The sequence below is a fragment of the Promicromonospora sp. Populi genome (assembly GCF_041081105.1).
GTDB lineage: Bacteria > Actinomycetota > Actinomycetes > Actinomycetales > Cellulomonadaceae > Promicromonospora.
Genome location: NZ_CP163528.1, coordinates 126,107 through 149,435, shown reverse-complemented (window position 1 = coordinate 149,435; position 23,329 = coordinate 126,107). Strand labels below are relative to the sequence as shown.

The 23,329-nt window shown below is 69.8% G+C and carries 18 protein-coding genes; 5 read left to right on the top strand and 13 right to left on the bottom strand.

Annotated features, from left to right (window positions below):
* Positions 1-74: 74 nt before the first annotated feature.
* The 3 genes from AB1046_RS00705 to AB1046_RS00695 all read left to right on the top strand — a co-directional run bounded on the left by AB1046_RS00705 (position 75) and on the right by AB1046_RS00695 (position 5,401).
* Positions 75-899 (top strand): DUF3883 domain-containing protein, encoded by an 825-nt coding sequence (locus AB1046_RS00705; protein ID WP_369371868.1) that lies wholly within the window; start codon positions 75-77, stop codon positions 897-899.
* Between the two features lie 102 nt (positions 900-1,001).
* Positions 1,002-3,848 carry an AAA domain-containing protein gene (locus tag AB1046_RS00700; RefSeq protein WP_369371867.1) on the top strand — a complete coding sequence of 949 codons (2,847 nt, stop codon included), beginning with the start codon at positions 1,002-1,004 and terminating at the stop codon, positions 3,846-3,848.
* A gap of 119 nt (positions 3,849-3,967) precedes the next feature.
* Positions 3,968-5,401: a hypothetical protein gene (locus AB1046_RS00695; RefSeq protein ID WP_369371866.1), complete on the top strand. Its 1,434-nt coding sequence runs from the start codon at positions 3,968-3,970 to the stop codon at positions 5,399-5,401.
* 123 nt (positions 5,402-5,524) lie between these two features.
* Here AB1046_RS00695 and ileS read toward each other — a convergent pair whose 3' ends face one another.
* Together ileS and AB1046_RS00685 are read right to left on the bottom strand one after the other, a co-directional pair.
* Entirely contained in the window at positions 5,525-8,839 is a 3,315-nt protein-coding gene (gene ileS, locus AB1046_RS00690; RefSeq protein ID WP_369371865.1) for an isoleucine--tRNA ligase, read from the bottom strand.
* Between the two features lie 257 nt (positions 8,840-9,096).
* Positions 9,097-10,602 (bottom strand): MFS transporter, encoded by a 1,506-nt coding sequence (locus AB1046_RS00685; RefSeq protein WP_369371864.1) that lies wholly within the window; start codon positions 10,600-10,602, stop codon positions 9,097-9,099.
* Positions 10,603-10,838: 236 nt separating this feature from the next.
* Here AB1046_RS00685 and AB1046_RS00680 point away from each other — a divergent pair, with 236 nt between their 5' ends.
* The gene (locus AB1046_RS00680; protein ID WP_369371863.1) at positions 10,839-11,486 is read left to right on the top strand and encodes an FMN-dependent NADH-azoreductase; all 648 of its coding nucleotides are present in this window, start codon (positions 10,839-10,841) and stop codon (positions 11,484-11,486) included.
* Positions 11,487-11,575: 89 nt separating this feature from the next.
* A complete protein-coding gene (locus tag AB1046_RS00675; RefSeq protein WP_369371862.1) occupies positions 11,576-12,031 on the top strand; it encodes a MarR family winged helix-turn-helix transcriptional regulator in 456 nt (151 codons plus the stop codon).
* Positions 12,032-12,047: 16 nt separating this feature from the next.
* Here AB1046_RS00675 and AB1046_RS00670 read toward each other — a convergent pair whose 3' ends face one another.
* The 11 genes from AB1046_RS00670 to AB1046_RS00620 all read right to left on the bottom strand — a co-directional run bounded on the left by AB1046_RS00670 (position 12,048) and on the right by AB1046_RS00620 (position 23,261).
* Positions 12,048-13,616: a molybdopterin-dependent oxidoreductase gene (locus tag AB1046_RS00670; protein ID WP_369371861.1), complete on the bottom strand. Its 1,569-nt coding sequence runs from the start codon at positions 13,614-13,616 to the stop codon at positions 12,048-12,050.
* Between the two features lie 179 nt (positions 13,617-13,795).
* Complete coding sequence (locus AB1046_RS00665; protein WP_369371860.1) at positions 13,796-14,158, bottom strand: hypothetical protein; 363 nt, start codon at positions 14,156-14,158, stop codon at positions 13,796-13,798.
* An 89-nt stretch (positions 14,159-14,247) separates the two neighbouring features.
* Positions 14,248-15,252, bottom strand: a complete 1,005-nt coding sequence (locus AB1046_RS00660; RefSeq protein ID WP_369371859.1) for a hypothetical protein — start codon at positions 15,250-15,252, stop codon at positions 14,248-14,250.
* A gap of 124 nt (positions 15,253-15,376) precedes the next feature.
* Positions 15,377-16,216: an SDR family oxidoreductase gene (locus AB1046_RS00655; protein ID WP_369371858.1), complete on the bottom strand. Its 840-nt coding sequence runs from the start codon at positions 16,214-16,216 to the stop codon at positions 15,377-15,379.
* A gap of 66 nt (positions 16,217-16,282) precedes the next feature.
* Positions 16,283-17,413 (bottom strand): ABC transporter substrate-binding protein, encoded by a 1,131-nt coding sequence (locus AB1046_RS00650; RefSeq protein WP_369371857.1) that lies wholly within the window; start codon positions 17,411-17,413, stop codon positions 16,283-16,285.
* The gene (locus AB1046_RS00645) at positions 17,403-18,155 is read right to left on the bottom strand and encodes an ABC transporter permease (RefSeq protein ID WP_369371856.1); all 753 of its coding nucleotides are present in this window, start codon (positions 18,153-18,155) and stop codon (positions 17,403-17,405) included. The genes AB1046_RS00650 and AB1046_RS00645 overlap by 11 nt, the downstream gene beginning before the upstream one ends.
* Positions 18,152-18,970: an ABC transporter ATP-binding protein gene (locus AB1046_RS00640; RefSeq protein ID WP_369371855.1), complete on the bottom strand. Its 819-nt coding sequence runs from the start codon at positions 18,968-18,970 to the stop codon at positions 18,152-18,154. The genes AB1046_RS00645 and AB1046_RS00640 overlap by 4 nt, the downstream gene beginning before the upstream one ends.
* A complete protein-coding gene (locus AB1046_RS00635; RefSeq protein WP_369371854.1) occupies positions 18,967-19,869 on the bottom strand; it encodes an ABC transporter permease in 903 nt (300 codons plus the stop codon). Before AB1046_RS00635 ends, AB1046_RS00640 begins: the two co-directional genes overlap by 4 nt.
* Complete coding sequence (locus AB1046_RS00630; RefSeq protein WP_369371853.1) at positions 19,866-20,900, bottom strand: TIGR03842 family LLM class F420-dependent oxidoreductase; 1,035 nt, start codon at positions 20,898-20,900, stop codon at positions 19,866-19,868. The genes AB1046_RS00635 and AB1046_RS00630 overlap by 4 nt, the downstream gene beginning before the upstream one ends.
* A gap of 28 nt (positions 20,901-20,928) precedes the next feature.
* Positions 20,929-22,359: a dihydropyrimidinase gene (hydA, locus tag AB1046_RS00625; protein WP_369371852.1), complete on the bottom strand. Its 1,431-nt coding sequence runs from the start codon at positions 22,357-22,359 to the stop codon at positions 20,929-20,931.
* A gap of 53 nt (positions 22,360-22,412) precedes the next feature.
* Entirely contained in the window at positions 22,413-23,261 is an 849-nt protein-coding gene (locus AB1046_RS00620; RefSeq protein WP_369371851.1) for a nitrilase-related carbon-nitrogen hydrolase, read from the bottom strand.
* Positions 23,262-23,329: the final 68 nt, after the last annotated feature.

The window sequence follows — 23,329 nt, the reverse complement described above, 5'->3', positions numbered from 1 at the left end:
GCCGGACGGCCACGCTCGTCCGGGAAGGGCCGGCGCCATACCTCGACTACGAGCCCTTGCCGCAGCGGGCGTCGATGGTCGCGAAGACCGCCAACAGCGAACCCTGGCTCAATCGTGGCGCCGAGGAGTTCGCCCTGGAGTGGGCAACGGAGAACACGTTGCCTGCGCACTTCGAAGGGATCCTGAAGGTCGTCGCGGGACGCGTATCGAAGACGCGCGCCGCGGTCCGGTCTCGATTGATCTCCGAGATCAGCCACTGGGACGGCGAGTCAGCCCGGCTGAAAGAACTGCTCGCAACGGGCAGATCCGCCCGCATGCGCCCCGAGACCGCCTACCGAAGAGCACGAGAGCTGGAGGAACGCCTCGCGAATCGCATGGTCTCGCTAGACCTGGAGAAGCTGCTGACCGCTCAGGTCCCGCACATCCGCGGCTCGGCGCTCGTGATCCCCGGTGGGATGGATCCGGCCCGAAGAGACCGGGACGGGGTGGAGGCTCCGAATTACCCCAAGGACACCGCTCGTGTGGAACGGCGCGCCGTCGATGCGGTGCTCGCTGCCGAGCGAGAGCTGGATGCCGAGCCACTGGAGATGCCGCCCAACAACCCGGGATTCGATATCCGGTCCGTGCGTGCCGACGGAACAGTCGTCCAGATCGAGGTCAAGGGGCGCATTGTTGGTGCCGACGACTTCACCGTCACGAAGAACGAGGTCATCCACGCGAAGAACCTCGGCGACACCCACCGCCTCGCGCTCGTCGAGGTTTCAGCGGGGCCGGCGGACGAAGACCGTCTCCGGTACGTGACGAACGCTTTCGACGACACCGATACCGACGACTTCACGACCACCAAGTACGTCAAGGACTGGAAGAGGATCTGGCGGATGGGTGGCGACCCACGCTGACCTGTATCACCGCCGCGAATGCCGTCCCCAGACCCACCTGGATACCTTGCAGCTGTTCGATCTGGCTGCCGGTGGGTGTTCTGGTGAGGGGTGTGGCTGGCAATGATCGATCCACGCAAGCATGGGATTCTCATCTGGAACGCCGCCCTGACGGAGATCACCAGCCAGGGAGACGACGCCCAGGACTACCGCATCATCGGAGAGACGGTCGAGGTCACACTCAGCCGGCCCTCCCCCTACGGGTTCAACCGGCGTCGGATCGTGTTTCTGCGCCGCCCTAAGCGCATCAATCTCGCGCCGGACGCCCTGGTCGATGTGGACGGAGTGCTTCAGCAAGCGGTGCATGACCTCTACCGATTCAGCACCCCGAACGAAGGCCGCTGGATCCGAGTGTTCCGAACCGTGCGCGACCACGAGGTCTTTCGCACCTACCCCGAGAGTGCTGTCCGGATCCTCACCGACCCCCTGGCCGACCCCGGCGCCCGGGACGTTCTCAAGTACCTCCGCGCAGTCGTCGCTCAGATGCCGGCAGAGGCTCCGCTGCGCAAGACGACGTTCAAGAGCCTCAGCGACGTCCATCCGGACAGTGCACTGGCGCGCTACCTCACCGGTCGGCTGCTGGACTCACCCGACCGGGGCGACAAAGCCGCCGCCGAGCTGATCTTTCCCTTCGGTACCAACATCAGCCAGCGTGAGGCCGTCGAGACTGCACTGACCCATCCGGTCTCTGTGATCGACGGACCGCCCGGTACCGGCAAGACCCAGTCGATCTTGAGCATCGTGGCGAACATCGTCCGTGAGCCAGGCCGGACGGTGTGCATCGTGTCCCACGCCAACGCGGCCGTCGAGAACGTGCGCGACAAGCTGACGAACGAAGGCTTCGGCGTGATCGTCGCCGACCTCGGGAACGCGGGCAAGCAGAAGGAGTTCTTCGAGAACCTGGGCGGGCGCTCGTCCCAGGTCCAGGCATTTCTCGCCCGTTCGGTACAGCAGAGCCCGGACGAGGCAGAACTCGCTGACCTCGGTCGGTTGATCCACAGGCTGCAGCACGTCGAGCGGGAGTGCGCGGAACACCGTGCTCAGCTAGCTGCCTTCACCACGGAACGTCGGCACTTTCAGCAACACGTCGCCCGGCACGAGCTGCCCGATCTCTCACGGTTCCCGCTGCTGCGCCGGTCCTCCCGCAAGATCCTGCGGTTCTTAGCGGAGTCCGAGCTGCTACCCGTGCCCAGGAACCGCTTGCTCCGCATACTTGGACAGATCCGGCGCTACCTCCAGTTCGGTACCCCCGACCAGATCGATCCCGCCGACGTCGAACACGTGCTTGCCCTGCAACTGGCCTTCTACGACAAGAAGATCGCGGAGCTCGAACAGGCCGCCGAGAACTCGCAGGGTGTCCTGGACCTCAACGACTTCAACTGGCTCGTAGAACGACATCGGGAGCTGTCCCAGGCCGCCCTGTACACAGCACTCGCTCAGCGCTACCAGGGCTGGACCACCACCTATGACGCCAAGACGTTCACCAAGCCGGGCGTCTTCGAGAAGTTCGTCGGCGACTATCCAGTGGTCCTGAGCACCTGCCAGTCCTTGCGACGATGCATCCGGCCCGGCTACCTGTTCGACTACCTCATCATCGACGAGGCATCCCAGGTGGACCTACCGTCCGCAGTACTTGCCCTCTCGTGCGCGCGCCACGTCGTGGTGGTCGGCGACGAGAAGCAATTGCCGCACATCCCTGCGCAGGCCGCGACCCACGGCCTCACTGCGCCGGCCTCCGTGTACGACTACGACCAGCACAACATCCTGTCGTCAGTGCTCGGCATCATGGCACCGACGTCGGACAGCTCGCACCGGATTCCCCGCACGATGTTGCGCGAGCACTACCGCTGTGACCCGGCAATCATCGATTTCTGTAATCGGAAGTTCTACGACGAGCAGCTCATCCCCATGACCGAGCACAAGCGCAGCGCTCGGAGCCTCGCCCTGCGGCCGACAGCCGAAGGAAACCACATGCGCAAGCTCCCCGGGGGTGGTGGGACCTACAACGTCCGGGAGGCGGAGGTGATCGCCGAGGTGCTCCCAGAGGAACAGCATCGCGGCGGGCCCGGCGACGTCGGCGTCGTCACCCCGTATCGCATGCAGGTCGATCAGGTCGTCAAACTGACCGTCAACGACCTCGACATCGAGGTCGACACGGTGCACAAATACCAGGGGCGAGAGAAGCCGACCATGATTCTCACCACCGTTCTCGACGAGTCCAGGCAGGGCCACTTTGGCATCAAGTTCGTCGACAACCCCAACCTCGTGAATGTCGCGGTCTCGCGCGCCGCGGAACGGCTCGTGGTGGTCACGAACAGCGCCATGCTGCCTAGGACCCAGCACCTTCGGGAGCTACTGGAGTACATCCGATATCAGAACCCAAACGACGTGGTGCAATCCAAGATCGTCTCCATCTTCGATCTGCTCTACCGGGAGTACTCGCCTCTGCTCGAACAGTTCGCTCGCAGAGTGCGGGGCAGTTCCGTGTTTCAGTCGGAGAACGCTGCCGAGACAGCCTTGCGGGAGGTCATTGCAGGCGATGAGCGATACAGCAGCCTGAAGGTTGCCGTCCAGGTCCCGTTGGCCCACCTCGTCCGAGATCCTGAGCTGCTGGCCGAGCTCACCGACCGGGAGGCCAGCTTCCGCCGTCGCGCGTCCGTCGACCTCGTCGTGTTCAACCGGATCACGCTCCGGCCCGTGCTCGTCATCGAGGTGGACGGTCACACCCATAAGACGGACCCGAAGCAGATCGAGCGGGACCAGATCAAGAACGCCATGCTCGACCGGGTCGGGCAACCCTGGCTGCGGCTCAGCACTGATGGGAGTGGTGAACGGGATCGGATCAAGGAACGTATTGAGGAAGGGTTGCGGACTGCGACCGCACCCACGGTCCCGGAGTTCGGCAGTTGACCCACCGACGCCAGGCTTTCCGCACCACACACCCGTGTTGCAGGGTTTCACCCGGTGAAGAACGATGACAGCGCGTCACCGGTTGGTGGTGCTCGAAGTCGGTCGGGGGAAACGACAGCATGAGGCGAAGCAGCACGGTCCGGCACGCGATCCTTGTCTGGGCCATTGCACTGGCCGCAGCACTTGCCGTGCCAGCGGCGGCCAGTACCAGCGTCGTCAGCCAGCCTGAGACGAACAAGGGCGAGCAGATTGCCGCGGAGAACCGCACAGCGACGCCGTCGGCCTCCGACCAGGCCGCCAGCTACCAGTGGACTGCCAACCAGCCCGCCAAGGACCAGGTTGCAGCAGATCAGCCCGCCAAGGACCCGGTTGTAGACCGGCGCGTCGCGGACCTGGCTGCAGACGAGCGCGTCGAAGACCAGGCGGTAATAGCCCAGTCCCAGATAGACCAGGTAGCCGCCACCGCCACCGCGCTCACCGACCTTCCCGGTTACGCGGGCGTCGTCGTCGACTACGACGCCGCCACAGTGACCGTCTCCTGGAAGGGCCAGGCGCCGCCCGAGATCAGCGCCCTGACGGTTCCCGAGGGCGTCACCCTCGACGTCAGGCAGACGGCGCTCAGCGAGGCCGACCTGCGAGCCGCGAGCACGCGGCTGCTGGACGGCCAGCGTGCGGCGAGCACGCCGGCCGTTGTGCTCACCGCGCTCCCGGCCGAGAACTACGCCGGGCTGGTCGTCGAGGTCAGCCGCGACTCGGTCGTCGCGAGCGGCGGCGCCCCCGGCGCCGAGAGCGCCGTCAGCCTGACTCAGCGCCTGCAGCGCGTCGCCGGCGTCCCGGTGCGGATCAAGCTGATCGACCACCAGGTCGAGTCCACCGCAGGCACCCGTTTCGACGACCAGACGCCGTGGCACGCCGGCGGTGCGATCGCCGGGCGGGACGGCACCGACTACTGCTCGACGGGCTTCGCGGTGGTCACCGGGGCAGGGTATGACCGGATCGTCACGGCCGCGCACTGCAACCAGACCGTCGGCTCGATCGTGCGCGACGGCGCAGGTCAGCGCCTGGGTACGGTCAGCAACCGCGCGCTGGGTCTGGACGCGCAGCTCATCGAACCGGTCCGCGACTCCACGACGTCGAGCGCCGTGTTCGGCGGCCCGTGGGACGCCTCCCCCACGCACCCGCGCTACCGGTTCCCGGTCGCGACGGTGCAGCGCCCCGCCGTCGGGCAGGAGATCTGCAGCTCAGGGGCCGTGACCGGGGAGCACTGCGCCACGGTCCGCGCCACCGACATCGCCTGGACCTGCGGCGAGCAGACCTGCCACGGGTTCCGGGCGAGCCGCGACGACGGCGGAGTCGTGGTCGGCGGAGGCGACAGCGGCGGCCCGATGTACACGGTCATCAACGGCGTTGCGCACGCCCTCGGGATGGTCGACGGCGGCTCGGACCAGCGCCCCTGTGGCCGCACTTCGCTGCCCACCCAGTGCTTCACGTACGTGTACGGCATCCCGATGGTGGACATCCTGAACCAGTGGAGCGCCACCATCCGCAGCTGACGACGGCGGGCCGCAGGGCCGGACCGCACGGTCCGCTTCCAGAACGACCTCAGGTACCGATCCACACGAGATTCGGTACCTGAGGTCGTTCTGGAAGCGGATCAGCGGGGCCCGCCCACCACGTCAGGCCTTTGTGACCGACACCGTGCGGTCGGCGCCAGCCGTTACCGCGAGGCTTGTCGCCAGGGTCTCGCGGGACACCAGCTCTCGGTGCTCCTCGACGGCGGCGACCCACTCGGCCGGGACCGTCAGGTCGAGCGTGATCCGGTCGGCCACCTGCAGGCCGGCCGCCTTACGGGCGTCCTGCACGTCGCGGACGACGTCGCGGGCGTAGCCCTCGGCGCGCAGCGCGTCATCGAGCGCCAGGTCGAGCACCACAAAACCGCCGCCCGTGAGCACGGCAGCCGCGACGTCGGCCGACTCCTCCGACTCGCCGCCCACCACCGTCGTCAGCTCGTACTCGGTCTCGAGCAGCTCGACGTCGCCGCCCTCGGTCGCGACCACCACCGCGCCGGCGTCGGACACGGACCAGGCGCCGGACTTCGCCGCCTTGATCACCGCCTGCACCCCGCGCCCCAGGCGCGGGCCCGCGGCCCGGGCATTCACCGAGAGCCGCTCCGTCACCCCGAAGGACGCGGCGACCTCGGGCGAGAACGCGACGAGGCGCACCTCCTTGACGTTCAGCTCCGTCTCCAGCAGCCCGGTGAACGGCGCGACGCCGTCCGGATCCGCGACCGCCACGACGAGCGAGCGCAGCGGCTGCCGCACGCGCAGCTTGTTCGCCTTGCGCAGCGCCAGCGTCTGCGACACCACTGCCCGCGCGGACTCGACGGCGGCGACGAGCGCGTCGTCGGCGACCAGCACGTCCGCCTCCGCGCAGCGCATGGTCGCGCCCTCGGGCGCGGCGATCGACGGCCACTCGGCCAGGTGCACCGAGCGCCCGCCGGTCAGCCCCCGCCAGACCTCCTCCGTGAGCAGCGGCGCCAGCGGCGCCATGACCCGGCACAGCACCTCCAGCGCGGTGGACAGGGTGTCGAACGCGTCGGCGTCCTCCGCCCAGAACCGGTCGCGCTGGGTGCGCACGTACCAGTTGGTCAGCGCATCGAGGTACTGCCGCACCGTGTCGCAGGCGCCCGCGATGTCGTACGTGTCGAGCTGCTCGGTCACGTCCGAGACCAGCCCGCGCGTGCGCGCCAGCAGGTAGCGGTCCATGACGGGCAACCCGGCCACACGCTCGGCGTCGAGCGGCCGCGCATGGTAGCCGCCGCCCGCGGAGGCGGCGTTCGCGTACAGGGTGAAGAAGTAGTACGTGCTCCACAGCGGCAGCAGCACCTGGCGCACCGCGTCGCGGATGCCCTCCTCGGTGACCACGAGGTTGCCGCCGCGCAGGATGGGCGACGCCATGAGGAACCAGCGCATCGCGTCGGACCCGTCGCGGTCGAAGACCTCGTTGACGTCCGGGTAGTTCTTCAGCGACTTGCTCATCTTGCGCCCGTCGGAGCCCAGCACGATGCCGTGCGAGACCGCCGTCTTGAACGCGGGCCGGTCGAACAGCGCGGTGGAGAGCACGTGCATCATGTAGAACCAGCCGCGCGTCTGGCCGATGTACTCGACGATGAAGTCGCCCGGGAAGTGGTGCTCGAACCAGTCCGAGTTCTCGAACGGGTAGTGCACCTGGCCGTACGGCATGGAGCCGGAGTCGAACCAGACGTCCAGCACGTCCTCGACCCGCCGCATCGTGGACTGACCGGAAGGGTCGTCCGGGTTGGGCCGCGTCAGGTCGTCCACGAACGGGCGGTGCAGGTTTGGCTGCCCGTCCTTGTCGAGCGGCAGCCGCCCGAAGTCGCGCTCCAGCTCCGCGAACGACCCGTACACGTCGACGCGCGGGTACTCCGGGTTGTCGCTCTTCCACACCGGCACGGGCGAGCCCCAGAACCGGTTGCGCGTGATCGACCAGTCGCGGGCGTTCTCCAGCCACTTGCCGAACTGGCCGTCCTTGATGTGCTCGGGCACCCAGGTGATCTCCTGGTTCAGCTCACCCATCCGGTCCTTGAACTTCGTCACCTCGACGAACCACGAGGACACGCCCATGTAGATCAGCGGCTGGCGGCAGCGCCAGCAGTGCGGGTAGGAGTGCGCGTACTGCTCGCGGCGCAGCAGCACGGTGCCCGACGTCGTCCGCCCCGCCTCGTCGTCGGCCAAACCGCGTGTGCGGGCCTTGAGGTGGTCGATGATCGGCGCGTTCGCGTCGAAGACCTGCAGCCCCGCGTACTCCTCGACGGGGAACGTGAACCGCCCGTCCGGGCCCACGGGGATGACCGGCTCCACACCCTCGCGGTCGCTGACCTGCTTGTCCTCCTCACCGAACGCGCCGGCATTGTGCACCAGGCCCGTACCGTCGGTGGTGGTGACGAAGTCGGCCTCGACCACGCGGTGCGCGCCGGTGTGCCCCTCGAAGTAGGCGAACGGCGGCGTGTAGGCGGCGCCCAGCAGGTCGCGGCCCTTCAGTCGCCCGACGACGTTCGGCTCCTCGGCGCCCTCGTCCGTCAGCTCGCGTGCATACGCGGCCACGCGGGCCTCCGCGAGCACGTAGCGCTGCGGCATACCGGTGAACGACGACTCCACGACCGCGTAGTCGACGTCCGGCCCCACCATGACCAGCAGGTTGGACGGCAGGGTCCACGGCGTCGTGGTCCAGATGAGCAGGTGGTCGCCCGCGCGGAGCACGTCGGCGCCGTCGGGCACGTGCGTGACCGGGAAGCCGACCGTGACGGCCGGGTCCTGGCGCTGCTGGTAGACGTCGTCGTCCATGCGCAGCTCGTGGTTGCTGAGCGGCGTCTGGTCGTTCCAGCAGTAGGGCAGCACACGGAAGCCCTCGTAGATGAGGCCCTTGTCGAACAACGACTTGAAGGCCCAGACCACGCTCTCCATGAACGTCGGGTCGAGGGTCTTGTAGTCGCCGTCGAAGTCCACCCAGCGGGCCTGGCGCGTCACGTACGTGCGCCACTCGTCGGTGTACTTGAGCACGCTGGAGCGGCAGGCCTCGTTGAACTTGTCGATGCCGAGCTCGACGATCTCGTCCTTGGTCTTGATGCCGAGCTGGCTCATCGCCTCCAGCTCCGCGGGCAGACCGTGCGTGTCCCAACCGAAGCGGCGCTCGACGCGCTGCCCCTTCATGGTGCGGTAGCGCGGCACCACGTCCTTGGCGTACCCGGTCAGCAGGTGGCCGTAGTGCGGCAGGCCGTTCGCGAACGGCGGGCCGTCGTAGAAGACGAACTCGTTGCTGCCGTTCTCGCCGGCCGGGCGAGCCTCGACCGACGCGCGGAAGGTGTCGTCCTGCTCCCAGTACGCGAGGATGTCGCGCTCGAGGTCGGGCAGGCTGGGCGACGCGGGTACGGGGTTCTCGGCGTCGCTTGGGCGGTGCAGCGGATAGGCCATGTCGGTGGCTCCTGGCGGTTCAGCGGTTCGGCAGCAGGTGGACGTCTGTGTTGCTCTGCTGCGAGGACGCCACACCTGGGTGCGCCGCGGTACCACCCCGCTTGACGCTCGCCAGGGGCGAGCGTCCGCTCGTTACGGCTGTGACGGGCCTACCCGTCCGGTTCTACTGGGGTTTCCCCGTTGCCCGACGGCGGTGGGGTCACCTGTTCTTCCGGAGGCTCGCCGGTGATAGCCGGGTCGATGCCTGTGGGTCGATCTTACCGGGCGCCGGCAACCGGAAACACCTCGGTGGCCTCCGGGTCGGCGTCCGGGCCGTGCGGAGAGTCACCCTGCGAGTCATCCTCCGGGCCGTCGCCCGCGTCCTCGCCCGGGGCCTCGCCTGCGTCCTCACCCGGAGCCTCGCCCGGGGCCTCGCGGTAGCGGCGGCTCAGCAGGCGGTAGTACTTGCTCGACAGCGCGTACCCCGTCAGCACCAGACCGAGCACCGCGATGAGGATGAACACGAGGGCGATCCCCCGCGCGTCGCCGGTGCCGAACCAGTCACCGATCCAGCGGGCGCCCGTGCCGCCGTCGCGCATGAAAGGGATGAAGAAGAACTGGGTGAGCGGGCTGATGAGGAACGCCGTCAGCGGCGAGGCCGCCTGCTCCAGCGACTGCGCGAACCCGAACACACGGCCCTGGCGCTCGTATGGCACGACCTTCTGCAGCACCGTCTGCTCGGAGGCCTCGATGTACGGCATGGCCAGCATGTAGACCGCCAGCCCGGCCACCAGCCAGACCACGGAGGCCTGCATCGGGAAGACGACGGTGACGGCCCACATCGCCATGTTGACCAGCAGGATGGTGCGCACCGGGTTGGACCCGAGGCCCGTGCGGGCGATGAGCAGGCCCGACACGATCATCAGGGCGCTGAGCCCGCCCCAGACGAAGCCCCACACCTGCACCGACATCATCGAGAGCCCGTAGGCGTCCAAGAGCGCCATGAACGCGCCGCCCAGCAGGTTGTTCAGCGCGGCGAAGGCGATCAGCGCCCACATTCCCGGGATGCGGCCGACCACCTTCATGGTGCCCTTGAGGTCGACCCTCCGGGGCTCACCCTCGGCCGCCGCGTGCGACAGCACCTCGGGGACCTTGACGAAGTGCATGTGCACCAGCGCGACCGCGAGGATGCCGATGGCCAGGATCAGGCACGTGCGCATGCCGTCGAAGGCGACGAGCAGCCCGCTGATCACCGAGGTCACCAGGAACGAGACGCCGGTGACGGTCCCGACCAGGCCGTTCGCGCGGTCCCGGAGGTTCTCGTCGAAGAGGGCGGTGACCACCGTCGGGAGCGCGATCGAGCGGAGGTTCCCCGCGATCACCCCGCACATGAGCAGCACGATGAGCACCCAGAGCCGCACGCTGCCCGGGTCGGTCCAGGCCTCGGCCGGGGTGCTGAGGTACATGACCAGGCAGATCACGTAGAAGGCGAGCGACACCGCGGCGGAGACCTGCATGACCGTCTTCTTGCGGTGGTGGTCCACCAGGCTGCCGAACCACACCCCCGTGCCGACCATGGCGACGAGGAACAGTCCCGCGATCACACCGGTCGCGAACACGGACCGGGTCTGCAGGAACACGAAGAACGTGATCGCGAACCACACGGTGAAGTTGATGACGCCCACGAGCAGCACGTTCATCAGCAGCTGCGCGAAGGTCCGCACGGTCGGGTCGGAGAGATGCAGACGCGGGGCGACGTCGGTGGCGGGCTGGTCTTTGCGCATGGGAGTACTCCAGTACCTCAACAATGGTTGAGGTCAAGTGCTTGGCACGTACCTCATCGTTCCCATGTCTGACGACGGCGCACGCCGGGAATCATCGGTCCTCCTGCCTCGGGTCCAGGACGACGAGAGCGCGTGACTCACATCACACGCCCTCCGGAAATAGTCTGTGCTGCACAAATGATTGACGAAGGAGGCTGCTCCAGCCGGACCCGAGAGACCTCCAGGAGGACCCGACCATGGCAACACTGCTGCAGATCGACGCGAGCATCCAGGGTGACCGCTCAGTCAGCAGACAGCTGACCGCCCGCGCCACCGACGTCTGGCGCGCCGCGCACCCGGACGGCGCGGTGACCTACCGCGACCTCGGCGCCGACCCCGTGCCGCACTTCGACAACACCGCCAACCTCAGCCGCGGCCTGCCGCCCGAGCAGCACACCACGGCACAGGCTCAGTCCTGGGCCCGGATCAGGGAGCTCGTCGGCGAGATCGCGGCCGCCGACGCCGTCGTGCTCGGTCTGCCCATCTACAACTACGGCGCGCCGAGCACCGTGAAGTCCTGGGTGGACCACCTGATCGCACCGGGGCTGTCCTTCGACCCCGAGACCCGGGAAGGGCTGCTGGGCGGTCGCGACTTCGTCGTCATCGTGTCGCGCGGCGGCGGGTACGCCGAGGGCGCCCCGCGGCACGGCTGGGACCATGCGACGGCCTGGCTCCCGCACGGCCTGGCGATGACCGGGATCGAGCCGCGCTTCATCACCACCGAGCTCACGCTCGCTCCCGTGACCCCCGCGATGTCCGGGCTGGTCCCGCTGGCCGAGGAGAGCCGCCGCCAGGCCGAGGCCGCCATCGACGAGCTCTGGGCCCCCGTCGCGGCCAACGCATGAGCGGGCTGCCCACCGCGTAATTGCGCACGTCACGGCCCCGCGCTCCCGTAGTGTGGTGGTGCGGGGTCGTGACGACGAAGGAGATGTCCGTGGATGAGCCACCAGTCCTGGACCAGTCCATAAGACGGTCGGGCGCGCTCATCGACTACCTCGCACGCCACCTTCGCCGGCGCTCCGAGTCCGCGCTGGTCCCCCTCGACCTACGCCCCCGGCACCTCGTCGCCCTCACCGTGCTCCGCACCCGGGGCGACGTCACGCAGCGCGACCTTGCCACGGCGCTCGTGCTCGACAGCACCAACATCGTCGGCCTGCTCAACGAGCTCGAGGGCAAGGGCCTGGTCGAGCGGCGCCGCTCGACGGAGGACCGCCGTCGGCACGTCGTCTCCCTGACAGACGCGGGCAACAGCCTGCTCTGCCAGGCGGAGACCGCACTCTCCGCCGTCGAGGACGAGGTCTTCGAGGCGCTCGACCCGAAGCAGCGCGACCAGCTTCACGAGCTGCTGGAGACCGCTACGGCGCCCGTCGACGCCGCCGACCTGTGCTGAGCCCGGCGGTCTCCGGTCAGCCGACCGACACCGTCACCGTGTGCCAGCCCGTGGCGCCGTCGGGGGCCGGCGGCGCCTCCTGGTCGGTCTGAACCAGCCCGTCGGTGTCCGTGGCCCGGACCGCCAGGGTGTGGTTGCCCGCAGCCAGGTCGATCGAGGCCCGCCACTGGCGCCACGTGTCCGAGCCCACCGTCTCGGCGAGCTCGGCGGGGACCCAGTCGCCGTCGTCGGCCCGGACCTCCACCGCACTGATGCCCGTGTGCTGCGCCCAGGCGACGCCGGCTACCGTCACGGCTCCGGCAGGAGCGGAGCCGCGCGGCACGTCGATGCGCGACTCGAGCTTGATCGGCCCCAGCGCGGACCAGCCGCGCGGCGTCCAGTAACCCTGGTCGGCGTCGAAGGTGGTGACCTCCAGCGAGGTGACCCATTTGGTGGCCGACACGTACCCGTACAGGCCGGGCACGACGAGCCGCGCTGGGAAGCCGTGGTCGATCGGCAGCGGCTCGCCGTTCATGCCGACGGCGAGCAGGCTGGCGCGGTCCGGATCCTGCAGCACGTCCAGCGGCGTCCCCGCGCTGAAGCCGTCGTCGCTGCTGGAGAGCACCATGTCGGCGCCCGCCCGGGGCTTGGCGCGCTCCAGCAGGGCGCGGATCGGGTAGCCGAGCCACAGGGCGTTGCCGATGAGGTCGCCGCCCACGGTGTTGCTCACGCAGGCGAGGGTCACGTAGTGCTCCTCGAGCGGCAGGGCGAGGAGCTCGTCCCAGGTGATCGTGAACGGCTCGTCCACCAGGCCGTGCACCTGGAGCGACCACTCCGCCGGGTCGATCTGCGGAACCAGGAGCGCCGTGTCGATGCGGTAGAAGTCCGGGTTCGGCGTGACGTACGGGGTCAGTCCGGTCAGCTCCAGATCGGCTCCCGCCGGCACCGCGGGCGCCGCTGTCCGTGCCCCGGGCAGGCTGATCCGCTCGCGGATGGCACTCACCGCCGACGAGCCCGCCGACACTAGGCGCGAGCCCGCGAGCGCCAGCACGGCCACACCCGCGGCGACACCGGTGACCGTCAGGAACCCGCGCCGGTCCATCGCGGTGATCGACTCCGCCCGCCGGTCCACCGGCCGCAGCCTGGCCACGGCCATCCGCAGCACGACCACGGCGCCGCCGAGCCCGACGAGGCTGGGCAGGGCCCACAGCGGCGTCCCGTCCGGGCGCAGGGCCGCGACGATCGCCCCGATCACGCCGACCCCCGCTACGACCTGAGCGCCCACCGGCGGACGCCGGAGCTCCAGCACCCCCGCGAACGCCGCCCCGGCGGCCAGCACCACGCCCATCGTCCCGAGCAGCACCGCCTTGTCATTGGTGCCGAACAGCTGGACGGCCAGGTCCTTGAGCCACCCAGGCACGATGTCGATCACGGCGGCGCCGCCGGCGAACAGGGTGCTCGCGCCGGGCGCAACCAGGGCTGCGACGAGCTCGGCGACGGCCAGGCCGGCGGCGCCTGCGACGACTCCGGCGAGGGCGGCCCATCTGGCGTCGTGCGGGGAGCCGTCCGCCTGCGGGCTGGCGGGGCGTTCCAGTGCCTGGGTCATACGCTCAGCCTGGCACGCCGGCCGCTGCATGCCGAGGCAGGCGCGGGACTGTCACGACCCTGTAAGGAGCGGCCGGCCGGCGCGCGACTTCGGTCCCTTGCAGCCGCTGGGGCGCGACTTCGGTCCCTTGCGCTGAGATCGGTCGGTTGATTGACCGATCTCAGCGCAACGGACCGAAGTCAGCGAGAGCCGGCTGTGAGGACGACGAGGCCTACGTCGCGCTGCTCGGGCGCCAGGACCGCGTCGGAGCCGAGCAGCACTCCGTACTCGCCGTCGAAGACGTCAGCGGTAGCGCCGATCAGGCTGACAACCTCGCCGTCGTTGCGGAGCACGATCAGGCTCGGGGACGAGACGTAGCGCTCGCCCTTCAGCCCGGTCTCCCCGACGAGCTCCTCGATCGCCGACACCTGGGCACCCTCGGCGAAGAGCGCGGCCTCGTCCCACGCGACGTCGACGACGTCGCTCACCGGCACTGTCGTGCCCTCTTGGGCAACCTGCATGATCGCGTCGTTCACGGCTGCGTCAAACGTCAGATCGGGCATGTCTCCTCCGAGGATCGAACAGCTTGTCAGTGCGCCGGTCAGCAAGACCGAGAGCGCGGCGGCGGTCGGGAAAGGCGGCCGAGAAGGGGTCAAGACTCTGCGTCCACATCGTTGAAGTCGGGATCGTGGCCTTCGGCCGGCTCGTCGTTGCCCGCGTCGCCGGTCTCTCCTGGCGCGATCTGGTCGGAGTACACGAGCGACTGCCCGTCCGGTCCCACGACGACCATCTCCCCGTTCCGCACCGCCTGCTCCACAAGACCCGCGAGCTCCTCGGAGCTCGCGTCCGGGTTCTCGGCGGCGATCCGCCGGCCAACCTCGTTGTTGTACAGGTCCATGGCCTCGCGTGATGCCGGGTTTCCCGGTCTCTGTTCGTGGGCGGTGCCGTAGTCCTCCGCCCACTGTTCACCGTAACGGGAGGTCATCAGGGCGTTCCAGTAGGCGTGCCGGAACGCGTCGTTCTGGTCGTCGTTCTGGTCGTCCGACGGGAACCGGTCGTCAGCCGCCCCGAACGCGTCGTCCTTGATGTCGCTGAAGTCGCTCTTCTCGCCCAGCGACAGGTCGTCGAGCATCTGCCCTTCACGTTCGGTGACGCTCACCGGATCGGTGAACATGCTCGCCGGCCACCCCGGCTCCCACTCGATCAGCTTCGCGTCGGAGACCTGGTACTCGTCCAGGATCTCGCCGGTCGGCTTCCGGTCCTCGAGCGGCACCGGTCCTGGCGGCGGGGTCTCGTTGTCCGCCTCGCCGTTCGACCCGTGCCCCGAGCCCGATCCCGTGCTGCCCGAACCGCCCGATCCGGTGCTGCCCGAACCGCTGGATCCCGTGCTGCCGAGGTCCGCGCTGGTTCCCTCCTGCGCGTCCGCGTTGCGCGCGGCCGCCTGGGCGGCGGTGCGTAGCCCCTCGGCCGCGGCCCGCATCCCGGGGAGATGGAGAGCGGACCACTCCTCCTCGAACATCCCGCCCGTGGGTCCGAACCAGGGGACGCCAACCACCTGCTTGCCGATCACGGCGATGTGGCTCTCCAGCGTCTCCGCGTTCTGCTGCAGCAGCTCGCCGAGCCTGCGGAGCGCCTCGATGTCCGACCCGTACATCATGTCAGCGCCCCTTCGCCGGAGATCGTCGCTGTTGAACGTACGACGCCGAACAGCGCCATGACCATGGGTAACACTCCCCATCGTCCGGCGCTACGAAAAGGCCCGAGCGCGACCGGCCCGGCCGTCAGATCCCTGTGCCGCGCACGATCTTCGAGTTGTGCGCCTGCGCGCGCGGCCGGATGGTCACCAGGTCGATGTTGACGTGGTCGGGGCGGGTCAGGGTCCAGGCGATGGTGTCGGCGATGTCGGCGGCGACCAGGGGCGTGTAGCCCTCGTAGATGGCGGCTGCCTTCGCGGCGTCGCCGTCGAACCGGACGAGGGCGAACTCCTCGGTGGCCACGGCACCCGGGGCCACCTCGATGACGCGCACGGGCTCGCCGGCGATCTCCCAGCGCAGCGTCTGGGACAGCATGTGCTCCGCGTGCTTGGCGCCCGTGTACCCGGCGCCGCCCTCGTAGGCGCCCTGGGCGGCGGTGGAGGTGAGGTTCACGACGTCGGCCACGCCCCGGGTAGCGCCGGCCTTGCGCAGCAGCGGCAGCACGGCCTTGGTGACACGTAGCGTGCCGAGCACGTTGACCTCGAACATGCGGCGCCAGTCGTCGACGTCGGCATCCTCCACGCGGTCCAGGCCGAACGCGCCGCCCGCGTTGTTCACCACGGCGTCGAGCCCGCCGGTGGCGGCGAGGTGAGCCGCGAGGGCGGCCACGGCGTCGTCGTCGGTGACATCCAGCGGGTAGACCTCGCAGCCGGTCTCCGCGGCGAGCTCCTTCAGGCGGTCGGCGCGGCGGGCGGCGGCCACGACGTCCCAGCCGTCGGCGCGCAGCCGGCGCACGGTGGCGGCGCCGATGCCCGACGACGCCCCGGTCACCAGGGCGCGCCGGGCCGGCCTGGTCTCGGAACCGGTCTCAGAACCAGTCTCGGCACGCGTCGGGGTGACTGTCTCAGGGGTGGCGCTGTCGCTCATGGCGGCACTGTAGCTCTCAGCCGCCGCCCGCCGTCGGCTCGATCCAGCGGGCGGCGGGGGCGTTGATCAGCTACCGCCCTCGGTGAGCTGTACGTCCAGAGGCTCGAACTCCTCACCCCGGACGTCCACGCCCTCCTCGGTGAGCTCGGCGAGCGCCTGCTCGACGTACTCGTTGGTGTAGGCGGTCTCGGGCGGCTCGGCGGAGATGACGGTCGCGCCGGTCTCGTTCTGTGTGCCCATCGCGATCTGCACGGTCTGGTCCCACTGGTCGGCGTTGATCGTGCCGATGCCGCTGGTGGAGGGCCAGATCAGCTTGTTCACCTCGTTGGCCTGCCAGAGCTGGTGCGAGGCGCCGAGGGTCGAGCCTGCGGCGGTGACGATCCCGGCCGCCTCCTCGGGGTTGTCGCGGACGTAGGCCCACCCCCTCAGGGACGCCTTGACGAAGCCGACGGTGGTGCCGGCGTACGCCTCGTCGTCGGCCAGGCGGGCGGTGTCGGCCCAGATCGCGTCCTGGAGCATGGCCGTGCCGTAGTCGTTCCAGTTGATGACCTCGAGGTCCTCCGGCTGGTACAGCTCGCCGGTGTCGGGGTTCACGGTCTCCAGGATCTGGGCGTACTCGTTGTACGTCATGGCCTGGGCGGCGTCGATGTCACCGGCGAGGAACCCGTTCATGTCGAACGCCTGCTGCACCAGCTCGATGTCGTCCGGGGTCTGGATCCCGGCGTCCTGCATGCCGGCGAACAGCTCCCACTCGTTGCCGTAGCCCCAGGAGCCCACCGTCTTGCCCGCGAGGTCGGCCGGCTCGGTGATCCCGGCGTCCGCGAAGGCGACCTGCAGCGTGCCCGACCGCTCGAACACCTGCGCCACGTTCGTCACCTCGGTGCCCTGCTCGATGGACCCGAGCACCTTCGGCACCCAGGAGATCGCGTAGTCGGCGTCGCCGGCGGCCAGCACGTCGATCGGCACGGTGTCGGTGCCGGCCTCCTGGATGGTGACGTCCAGGCCCTCGTCCGCGTAGTAGCCCTGGTCGACGGCGGCGTAGTACCCGGCGAACTGGGCCTGCGCCACCCACTGCAGCTGCAGGGTGACCGGGGTGAGCCCGTCGGCCTCGGACTCGCCGGACGACGCGGCGCAGCCGGCGAGGGCGACGGCCGTGGCCAGGCCCAACGACGCGCGCAGCACATTCTTACCGTGCATGGTTGTTCCTCTCGATCAAAGCGGTGACGGCATAAAAGACGAGCCCAGTGGCGACCGCACCCAGCACGTACGCCCAGGCCAGGGCGTAGCGGCTGGAGGAGACGGCCGAGGTGATGGCCTTGCCGAGGCCGTCGACGGGACCGCCGAAGTACTCGGCGACGAGCGCGGAGATGACGGCGAGCGACGACGCGACCCGCAGCCCCGTGTAGAAGAAGGGCAGTGCGCCGGGCAGGGTGACGTGCCGCGTGGCCTCCCAGGGTGTCGCGGCGTAGGAGCGCATCAGGTCCCGGTGCACGGGCTCGACGGTGCGCAGCCCGCGCAGCGTGTTGAGGTACACGGGGACGAACACGGCGATCGCCGCGACGACCACCCGGGTGGTCTGCGCGTCGGTGCCGTACATCGTGTAGAAGACCGGCGCCAGGCACACGATCGGCACCACGGCCGTGGCGGTGACCAGCGGGTTCGCTGCATCGGCAAAGAGGCGCCAGGACGCGGCGATCCCGGCGCCGATCAGGGCGAGCAGTGTTCCGAGCACGAGGCCGGCCAGGGCGTTGGTCGCCGTGGCCAGGGCCGCGTCCGTGATGACGCCGAGGTTGGTGCCGAGCTCGGCACCGATGTCCGACGGCGCGGGGATCACGAACGCCTCGATGCCCAGCCCGGTGACCGCCGCCTGCCACAGCGCGACCGCCACCACGCCGACGGCGACCGGCGCGCCGAGCGCGAGCCAGCGGCCGCGGATCACGAGGGCACCGGGCCGGGCAGGGCGCCTTCGGAAGCCGCGTCGCCCGAGTGCAGCGCCTCGCGCACGGCCGAGACCCGCTCGAAGTAGGCCGGGTCCTCGCGCAGGGCGATGCCGCGCGCGGCCCGTTCGGCGGGCGTGCCGAGCGGGACGTCCAGGGTCGCCACCACACGGCCGGGCCGGGCCGACATGACCACCACGCGGTCCGACAGGTACACGGCCTCCGCTATCGAGTGGGTCACGAAGACGACGGCCGCGCCGGTGGTGGTCCGGATCCGCAGCAGCTCGTCCTGCAGCCGCTCGCGGGTCATCTCGTCGAGCGCGCCGAACGGCTCGTCCATCAGCAGCAGCCGCGGGCTGCGCGCCAGGGCCCGGGCGATCGCCACGCGCTGCTGCATCCCGCCCGAGAGCTGGTGCGGCCGGTGGTCGGCGAAGTCCGCGAGCCCGACCAGCGCGAGCAGCTCCGCCGACCGGGCCGCCCGCTCCGCCTTGTCGAGTCGGGACCCGCCGCGAAGCTGCATCGGCAGCTCCACGTTGGCCCGCACGGAGCGCCACGGCAGCAGGCCGGCCTGCTGGAAAGCAATCCCGTAGTCCTGGTCCTTGCGCGCCCGCTCCGCGGGCTTGTCAAACACGGTCACAGTGCCCGACGTCGGGGTGTCCAGGTCCGCGATCAGCCGCAGGAGTGTGGACTTGCCGCAGCCCGACGGGCCGATCAGGGACACGAGCTCGCCCTCGCCGACCGTGAGGTCGACGTCGGTCAGGGCCACCGTCCCGCCGTCGAACACCCGGCCCGCGCCGGATACGACCACCGCCGTCATGCCGCCTCCTCCGCCTGGTACCGGCGCAGGCCCCGGGCGACCAGCGCCACGAGACCCGTCGCCGCGAGCCCCACGAGCACGGCGCCCGCGATGGGCGACCACTGCTTGGCCGGGTCCGCGCTGGCCGAGGCGCCGAACTCGACGATCATCCGGCCGAGCCCGCCGCGCAGGCCCGTGGACACCTCCGCCACCACCGTCCCGACCACCGCGTTCGCTGCGGCGAGCCGCAGTGCGGGCAGCAGGTACGGGACCGACGACGGCGCCCGCAGCCGCCAGAACGTCGTCCACCAGCCGACGCCGTAGGCGCGGAACAGGTCGAGCCGGACGCCGTCGGCGGCCTCGTCCGGGGACGTGAACCCGCGCAGCGCCCCGACGGAGACCGGGAAGAACGCCAGGTAGGACGCGATCACGGCCACCGACATCCAGTCCTGCCAGTCGAACGTGCCGAGCTCGAGCTGGGCGCCCCACCGCCGGACCAGGGGCGCGATGGCGATCAGCGGCACCGTCTGGCTCAGCACCACCCAGGGCAGCAGGCCCGCACGCGCGGGGACGAACCGCGCCATGAGCACCGCCACGAGCAGGCCGAACACCACCCCGGCCACCCAGCCCACGGCCGAGACGCCGAGCGTGAACCCCGCGCCCTGCAGCGTCACGAGCCACAGCGGCAGGGCGTCGGGTGCGGAGGTCAGCGGCTCGAAGGCACGGGCAGCCATGTCCCACAGGTGCGGCATCGCGACGTCGGTGGTGCGGGGCAGCACCCGAACTTCGCCGAGCACCCAGCCGTCGTCGGGCACAACCGCCTTGTACAGCTCCCAGGCGGCGGCCAGGGCGAGCACGCCGGCCGCTCCGGCGAGGACTCCGGAAAGGCGGGAGCCCGACCAGCGGGAGGGGCCGGTCACCCGGCTCCCCCGGCACGGCCCCGCAGGGCGGGAATGATCGTCTCGCCGTAGGCCCGCAGGGTCTCCTCCTGGGCGTCGTGCTGCAGGTAGACCGCGAACTGGTCGCAGCCGAGGGCCTCTAGCTCCTTGAGCCGGGCGATGTGCTCGTCCGGGGTGCCGACCAGGCAGAACCGGTCCACCACCTCGTCGGGCACGAACTGCGTGTGCGAGTTGCCCGCGCGGCCGTGCTCGGCGTAGTCATACCCCTTGCGGCCCTCGATGTAGTCCGTGAGCGCCGCCGGGATGGCGGAGCCGCCGGCCGTCGACGTCCCGTACCGGGACACGATGTCGGCCACGTGGTTGCCGACCATCCCGCCGAACCAGCGCACCTGGTCGCGCATGTGCTCGCGCTCCTCCGGCCCGCCCACGTACGCGGGCGCGGCCACGCAGAACTTCAGTGCGTCGGGGTCCCGGCCCGCCGCCTCCGCAGCCTCGCGGACGGCGCCGATCATCCACGCCGCGATGTCCGGGTCGGCGAGCTGGAGGATGTAGCCGTCGCCCACCTCGCCCGCCAGCTTGAGCGCCTTCGGCCCGTACGCCGCCACCCACACGTCCAGCTCGGAGCCCTCGGACCAGGGGAACCGCACCGTGTGGCCGTTGACCTCTGCCTCGCCCGAGCGCGCGAGATTCCGGATCACGCCGATCGACTCGCGCAGCGTGGCCAGGTTCGACGGCTTCCCGTCCAGGGTCCGCACCGCCGAGTCGCCGCGGCCGATGCCGCAGATCGTCCGGTTGCCGAACATCTCGTTGAGCGTGGCGAACATGGACGCGATGACTGTCCAGTCGCGCGTCGCCGGGTTGGTGACCATGGGGCCGACGATCACCCGCTCGGTGGCCGCGAGGATCGCGCTGTAGACCACGAACGGCTCCTGCCACAGCAGGTGCGAGTCGAACGTCCACACGTAGTCGAAACCCTGGTCCTCCGCCTGGCGCGCCAGGTCGACCACGCGCGACGCGGGCGGGTTGTTCTGCAGCACTATCCCGAAGTCCATCTGTCTCTCCCTTACCCGTGGCCAGGCCTCAGACCAGGTACTGGCTCAGGCCGCGCTTGATGAAGCGGCCGTGGCCGGTCCGGCCGTGGAACCCGCCGTCGTCGACGACCACCGCGCCGCGCGAGAGGACGACGTCGACGTGCCCGTCGATCTCGAAGCCCTCCCAGGCCGAGTAGTCCATGTTCATGTGGTGCGTCCTGACGCCCAGGTTGGTGATCCCGGCGGGGTCGTACACGACGATGTCGGCGTCGGCGCCCGGCTGGATCACGCCCTTGGTGCCGTACATGCCGAACATCCGCGCCGGGGTCACCGAGCACAGCTCGACCCAGCGCTCCAGCGAGATCTCGCCCGTCACCACACCCTGGTAGAGCAGGTCCATCCGGTGCTCGACGGAGCCGATGCCGTTCGGGATCGCCCGGAAGTCATTACGGCCCAGCTCCTTCTGGTCCGTCATGCAGAATGGGCAGTGGTCCGTGGAGACCACCTGCAGGTCGTTGGTGCGCAGCGCCTGCCACATAGCGGCCTGGTGCCCCTCTTCGCGGGCCCGCAGCGGGGTGGAGCACACCCACTTGGCGCCCTCGAAGGCGCCCCACTGCTCGCTGGAGGCCCCGAGCTGCTCCTCCAGCGACAGGTACAGGTACTGCGGGCAGGTCTCGCCGAACACGTTCTTGCCCGCGTCCCGGGCAGCCGCGAGCTGGGCGACCGCCTGCTTCGCGCTGACGTGCACCACGTACAGCGGCGCTCCCGTGACGTCAGCCAGCATGATCGCCCGGTGCGTCGCCTCCTCCTCCATCTGCCAGGGTCGCGCGAGCCCGTGGTAGAAGGGATCCGTCTTGCCCGCCGCCACGAGCTGGGCGGCCAGGACGTCGATCGCCGGGCCGTTCTCGGCGTGCATCATCGTCAGCAGGCCCTCGTCGCGGGCCACCTGCATGGCTCGCAGGATCTGGGCGTCGTCGGCGTAGAAGACCCCGGGGTAGGCCATGAACATCTTGTAGCTCGTGACGCCCTCGTCCACCAGGGTGCGCATCGCGGCGAGCGCCTCGTCGTCCACCCCGCCGACGATCTGGTGGAACGCGTAGTCGATGGCGCAGTTGCCGGCCGCGCGCTTGTGCCACGCCTCCAGGCCGTCCTGCACACGCTCCCCCTGCCGCTGCACGGCGAAGTCGATGATCGAGGTGGTGCCGCCCCACGCCGCCGCGGTGGTGCCCGTCTCGAACGTGTCGCTCGCGGCCGTGCCGCCGAACGGCAGCTCCATGTGGGTGTGGGCGTCGATGCCGCCGGGCACCACGTACTTGCCGGACGCGTCGATCACGCGGTCCGCGGTCGCGGCCAGGTCCGCCCCCAGGGCGGTGCTGCCCGGGGACAGGACGGCGACCACCTTCTCGCCGTCGACGAGCACGTCGGCCTCGACCGTGCCCGTCGCGTTCACGACCGTCCCGCCGGTGATGAGTGTGGTCATGGTGCCTCCATCTGGGTCTGCAGGGTTGGTCCGGGGAGCCCGCGGGGCTCGGGCTACGGCGCGGTGATGGCGGTGTAGGCGTCCGGACGGCGGTCGCGGAAGAACTGCCACCGCTCGCGGACCTCGCGCACCTGGTCCAGGTCGAGGTCGCGCACCACCAGCTCGTCGTTGGTGGACGACGCGATCTCGCCCACGTAGTTCCCGTCCGGCCCGACGGCGTACGAGGAGCCGTAGAAGTTCACCGCGTCGGCGCCGTACTCGTTGTCCTCCAGGCCCACCCGGTTGTTCGCCACGACGAAGTAGCCGTTGGCGATCGCGGCGGCCGGCTGCTCGATCTCCCAGAGCCGGTTGGAGAGCCCGGGCTTGGTCGCGTTGGGGTTGAAGACGATCTGCGCGCCGTTCAGCGCCAGCTCACGCCAGCCCTCGGGGAAGTGCCGGTCGTAGCAGATGTAGACGCCGATCTTGCCGACTGCGGTGTCGAAGACCGGGAAGCCCAGGTTGCCGGGCCGGAAGTAGAACTTCTCCCAGAACTTGTCGAGGTTCGGGATGTGGTGCTTGCGGTAGCTGCCGAGCACGGTGCCGTCGGCGTCGACCACCACCGCCGTGTTGTAGAGGACGCCGGGCTGGGCCTCCTCGTAGATCGGCAGGACCATGACGATGCCCAGCTCCGCCGCGAGCGCCGCGAACCGCTCGACCGTCGGGCCGTCGACCGGCTCCGCGTACCGGTAGTAGGCGGGGTCCTGCGTGATGCCGAAGTACGGGCCGTAGAACAGCTCCTGGAAGGCGATCACCTGTGCGCCCTGGCTCGCCGCCTCCCGGGCCCAGCCCTCGTGGAGGGCGATCATGGACTCTTTGTCCCCGGTCCAGCGGGCCTGGGTGAACGCAACTCGGACGGTGGTCATTCGGACTCCTCGCTTCAGCAGGCGACCAGCCAAGCCCGCAGCTGTTTCGGCTGCGAGCACCGGCCGTT